This window comes from Acetobacterium sp. K1/6 (genome assembly GCF_034438075.1).
GTDB classification, from domain to species: domain Bacteria; phylum Bacillota; class Clostridia; order Eubacteriales; family Eubacteriaceae; genus Acetobacterium; species Acetobacterium carbinolicum.
In genome coordinates this window covers 1-4185 of sequence record NZ_JAXQGA010000050.1, presented here as the reverse complement: position 1 = coordinate 4185, position 4185 = coordinate 1, and the positions used below count along the sequence as shown (strand labels likewise).

General features: G+C 35.6%; 6 protein-coding genes and 1 pseudogene. 6 read left to right on the top strand and 1 reads right to left on the bottom strand.

What is annotated here, in order from left to right:
- Nucleotides 1-268: 268 nt before the first annotated feature.
- The 3 genes and pseudogenes from U2P91_RS17660 to U2P91_RS17650 form a co-directional block, all read left to right on the top strand.
- Nucleotides 269-352: pseudogene (locus tag U2P91_RS17660) on the top strand (hypothetical protein); the annotation flags it as partial.
- Nucleotides 353-364: 12 nt separating this feature from the next.
- Nucleotides 365-589, top strand: coding sequence for a hypothetical protein (locus U2P91_RS17655; RefSeq protein WP_242988604.1), 225 nt, complete (start codon nt 365-367; stop codon nt 587-589).
- A 1-nt stretch (nt 590) separates the two neighbouring features.
- Nucleotides 591-983 carry a nitronate monooxygenase gene (locus U2P91_RS17650; protein WP_322520088.1) on the top strand — a complete coding sequence of 131 codons (393 nt, stop codon included), beginning with the start codon at nt 591-593 and terminating at the stop codon, nt 981-983.
- Nucleotides 984-1084: 101 nt separating this feature from the next.
- Here the strand turns inward: U2P91_RS17650 and U2P91_RS17645 are convergent, their stop codons facing one another.
- The gene (locus U2P91_RS17645) at nt 1085-1780 is read right to left on the bottom strand and encodes a TetR/AcrR family transcriptional regulator (RefSeq protein WP_162624413.1); all 696 of its coding nucleotides are present in this window, start codon (nt 1778-1780) and stop codon (nt 1085-1087) included.
- A gap of 244 nt (nt 1781-2024) precedes the next feature.
- Here U2P91_RS17645 and U2P91_RS17640 point away from each other — a divergent pair, with 244 nt between their 5' ends.
- From U2P91_RS17640 to U2P91_RS17630, 3 genes are all read left to right on the top strand, one after another.
- Nucleotides 2025-3176: a uroporphyrinogen decarboxylase gene (locus tag U2P91_RS17640; protein ID WP_111887146.1), complete on the top strand. Its 1152-nt coding sequence runs from the start codon at nt 2025-2027 to the stop codon at nt 3174-3176.
- Between the two features lie 11 nt (nt 3177-3187).
- Entirely contained in the window at nt 3188-3340 is a 153-nt protein-coding gene (locus U2P91_RS17635; protein ID WP_162624358.1) for a hypothetical protein, read from the top strand.
- 87 nt (nt 3341-3427) lie between these two features.
- Nucleotides 3428-4138, top strand: a complete 711-nt coding sequence (locus tag U2P91_RS17630) for an MFS transporter (RefSeq protein ID WP_322520087.1) — start codon at nt 3428-3430, stop codon at nt 4136-4138.
- Nucleotides 4139-4185: the final 47 nt, after the last annotated feature.

The following is a 4185-nucleotide window of genomic DNA, read 5'->3' as shown; positions in this document are numbered from 1 at the left end:
ACTATGGATTTTCCATAATGCAACATTCTGTATTTTTAACTTGCAACTTTCTGCAAAAAGTACTTGCAAAAAACAATGAAATGCAATGATTTGAAAAAAATCAGTAGTTGTTTAATAATAAATTATAACATAATTGGGAGGAAGTACAATGAATACCAATCGATTTTGTCAGATATTCCATGTAGAAAAACTAATCATTCAGGGATCAATGGCCTGGATCTAAACAACACCGTTAGTAGCAGTAGTATCTAATGCAGGAGGACTTGGAATACTGGGAGTAGGTTTTGCGCCAATAGAATTTATCATTTCTCAGATCCAAGATATCCGAAGATTAACAGATAAGCCATTTGGGATCAATGTTATTATGATTCCAGATATGCTGGAGAGTGTTACAAAAGTGATTAAAGAGGAAAAACCACCTGTTGTATATGCAGATACCCTTGTAGATTTGGCATATGAGCTATCCGCCAAGTACATTGTATTGTGGCATGAAGCCGGAAGTAAAGTGATCGTAAAAGCTTCTACAATTAAAGACGCTGTCACAGCAGAGAAATGGCGGCAGCAATTGCGTTTGGAGCAGAGGCAATGAAATGGGTACTGTGTTCATGATGGCAAAAGAGACTGATATTCACGAAAATGCGAAGAAGGCGATTATTGAATCACAAGATATGGATACAGTTATTACAGGAACATGTACTGGAGAACCTTGTCGTCAGTTGAAAAATAAATTGTCAGATAGGATGTTAAAACTGGAGGCTGAGTATTCTTATCAGGTAGCTGCTGAAAAATTGAAAGAGATTGCAATAAGTTCTTTGCGGGCAGCCGATATTGAGGGGGATATTGAAGAGAACGGTGCCGTAATGGTAGGTCAAGTTACAGCATTAATTAATCAAAAGAAACCCACATTGAATATTATAAATGAAACTTTGGAAGGCTGTAAGGAAAGTATCAAAAGAATGAACGAATTTATTTTTAACAATTAAGATACAGTTTTTCAATTTAGAAAAAGCATCTTCATTCATTAAATTGCAAAGAAGGTGCTTTTTTCTAATAAAAATACCAGAATTTTTAAAAGATGTTTATTTTAAAGGTTTTTAAGTTTCTTCTCTTGAAACAGATAAATTTCGGGTTTTTTAAGATCGGGGTAATTTTTATAAAGAACTGCAGTAATTTCATCTACTTTTTGTCTCAACTGAAGTATCTCTCCATCAGTATAATCCAGGTTTAGAGCCCAGAGAAAAGCGCCAAAGAATATATCAAATAGCTCTTCTTGGGAAAAATCAACATCTTCGACCAATCGTAATATTAAATTTCGTTGGATGCCAAAAACAATGCCAAGGAAAATTGATATATTCATATCCAAACATTTGCCATTTGGTGGCATAATTTCTTTCACAAGTCTTCGGTAATACTCGGTTTGATTATTACCAAATCGAACCGATTCTTCAATTAAATTTTCTTTTGAGATCTCAATAACGAAGCGAATATAGCCGCTTGAATTGATAGAAGGGGTTGAGACAACTTTTGAAAATATCAGCAAAAAGAGTAAAATATCTTTCTTAGGATCTACAAAGTATTTTATATGTGTTGCGATTATTTCAAAACTTTCTTTTAAAACCATCATTGCAATATTTTTTTTGTTTTGAAAATAATAGGTGATCAGACCCTGATTGACACCAGCTTCATTGGCGATTTTTCTGCTACCAACGGCATAACCTTCTTCAATAAACAGTAGTTTAGCTGTTTCATAAATTTTTTGTTTAGTACTTACATTATACATTGAATTCACTCCTCGTATGAAATATTTAAACATACTTTATCATATTTATCAACAATTATCTGTTATTCATGAATAAAATGCCATGATTAATATAATGTTCGACAGATAGGATGAAGCGTAAAATTTCAAAATATAAAAAATAATGATATTTACGAAAAAATAACTTGACAGAAAAATTGAAAAGGCTTACAATTTATTCATGAATAACTTATTCGCGAATAAATTTAAAATGAAAGGAAAAGAGATGGAATTAAATCAAGAAACTTTAAAAAAGAATGAACTTTTCGAAAATTTATTTGATGGGAAAATGCCTGAAAGAGTACCAGTCTTTGTTTCAGGAGATAATGCATTTTGTCTGGAGTATGCAGGTTTTGATTTATTAAAAGAGCAATACAGCATTGAAAAAAATATTGAGGCTATTGATATTACCACGCGTAATTTCAATTCAGATCTCTGTTTTGGATCGCTGATAAGAATACCACATTTGTATAAAATATTGGGAGCCAAAAATTTTGTACCTGGTACTGATGGATTTATTCAGCATCCAGAAATTAATGCTTTAAATGAAGATGAGTATGATGAATTTATTAAGGACCCATACAAAACGTTATGGGATAAGGTCTTACCAAGGCTTTACACTGAACTGGGAAAAGGCGGCTTTGCGGCACAGAAAGCTACAACAAAAGCGTTTTTTGCATTTTACGCTACCATGGGTCAAATGGGGACTGCTTCTGCTGAAATTGCTAATAAATACGGAAAAACAATCTATACCATGGCTTCCACTGCTTGCGCAGTCCCATATGATTCTTTAGCTGATCAACTTCGCTCTTTCACCGGGATAAGTAAAGATATCAGAAGAATTCCTGAAAAAGTAGAAGCGGCATGTGAAGCATTGTTGCCACTTTCAATCAAGGCTGGCATTATTCCAAACTCAAACCGCTACAATCGCACGTTTATCCCGTTACACATGGGACCTTATATGCGTGAAAAAGATTTTTTGCGTTTTTACTGGCCAACTTTTAAAGCGTTTGTTGAGGCCCTGGATGCTGCCGGGGTAGGCGTCAATATTTTCGTTGAGCAAGATTGGATGCGGTATCTGGATTATCTTAATGAATTACCTAAAGGGTGCTTCTTTTTATTTGAATATGGTGATCCTAAAATTATAAAAGAAAAAGTCGGCAAAAAGCATATTATCAGTGGCCTTTATCCGCTTGGGATACTTAAAACAGAGAGTGAGCAGAGATGCATTGATAAAGCAAAAGAATTAATTGATGTTTTAGCTCCTGACGGAAATTACATGTTTAGTTTGGATAAAAGTTTACTTCGCTTGAAAGATGTCAATGTCAATAATTTAAAAGCAGTTTTAAACTTTGTACAGGAATATGGTAAATATTAGGAGGAAAGAAAATGAATATGGAATTTGATTCGGAATATTATGATTCTTTTTTAGAAGCAATGGAAAAATATGAAATTCCTGAAGGGGCTTTCCCGTTTGCCGGGGAAGGGCTACAAGGCGTGGAAGAAATGTTCTTCGGGTTTACAATGTTTCTGATCAGCTAATAATGTCGAAAAATTAAAGAATGAGAAATTAAGGAGGGTGTCTTGGAAAAAACTGACATCCTCACTTAATTTTTGTAGGAGAAAATTTTGAAAAAGAGAAAAATTAAAGTTGCGATTCTGTCAATATCGTCATTATTGATGATATCAATGACCGCTTCAGCGATTCTGGCCGATATTCAGGCCTATTTTGTAGGTGTGGATCCGTCGCTGATTTCAATGGTTTTGACCATACCGGCCTTGATGGGACTTGTTTTTGCCTTTGCATCCGGCCCGTTATCACTACGGTTGCCTAAAAAAAATCTGGTTATTTTTGGGCTGGTTTGTGGATTGATCGGAGGCATGGTTGCCCTGCTTTTCGGTTCAACCAGCATCTATGTGTTGCTCGGCTGCAGTTTATTGCTGGGGGTTGCCCAAGGGATGAATGCGACTATGTCGATGGCACTGATTGCTGAGTATTTTGTAGCTGAGGAAAGCGGAGCCATGATGGGGTTGCAGTCGGCCTTTGTTAATGGGGGAAGCATGGTGCTGCTCTTTACCTCTGGGATGCTGGCCGGTATCCAGTGGCAGATGTCTTATCTGGTTTATCTTGTTTTCATCCCGGCAATTGTGATCGTTATGAAAAACCTGCCAATGGATCACCCAAAGGTACATGATGAAGAAAAACAAACGGAAAAAAGCGCTAAACTCAATGTCAGGGTTTATTTTACCGCAGTGATTATGTTTTTATTTGGGGCTTTCCTGTTTGTTTTCCAGACTAATATTGCTTTGTATGTGAACTTTGCATCTAGGTTACACTAAGTCATAAAAAACTGTGTGAGAAAGTCTCAAAACCCCAGTAAAATCAA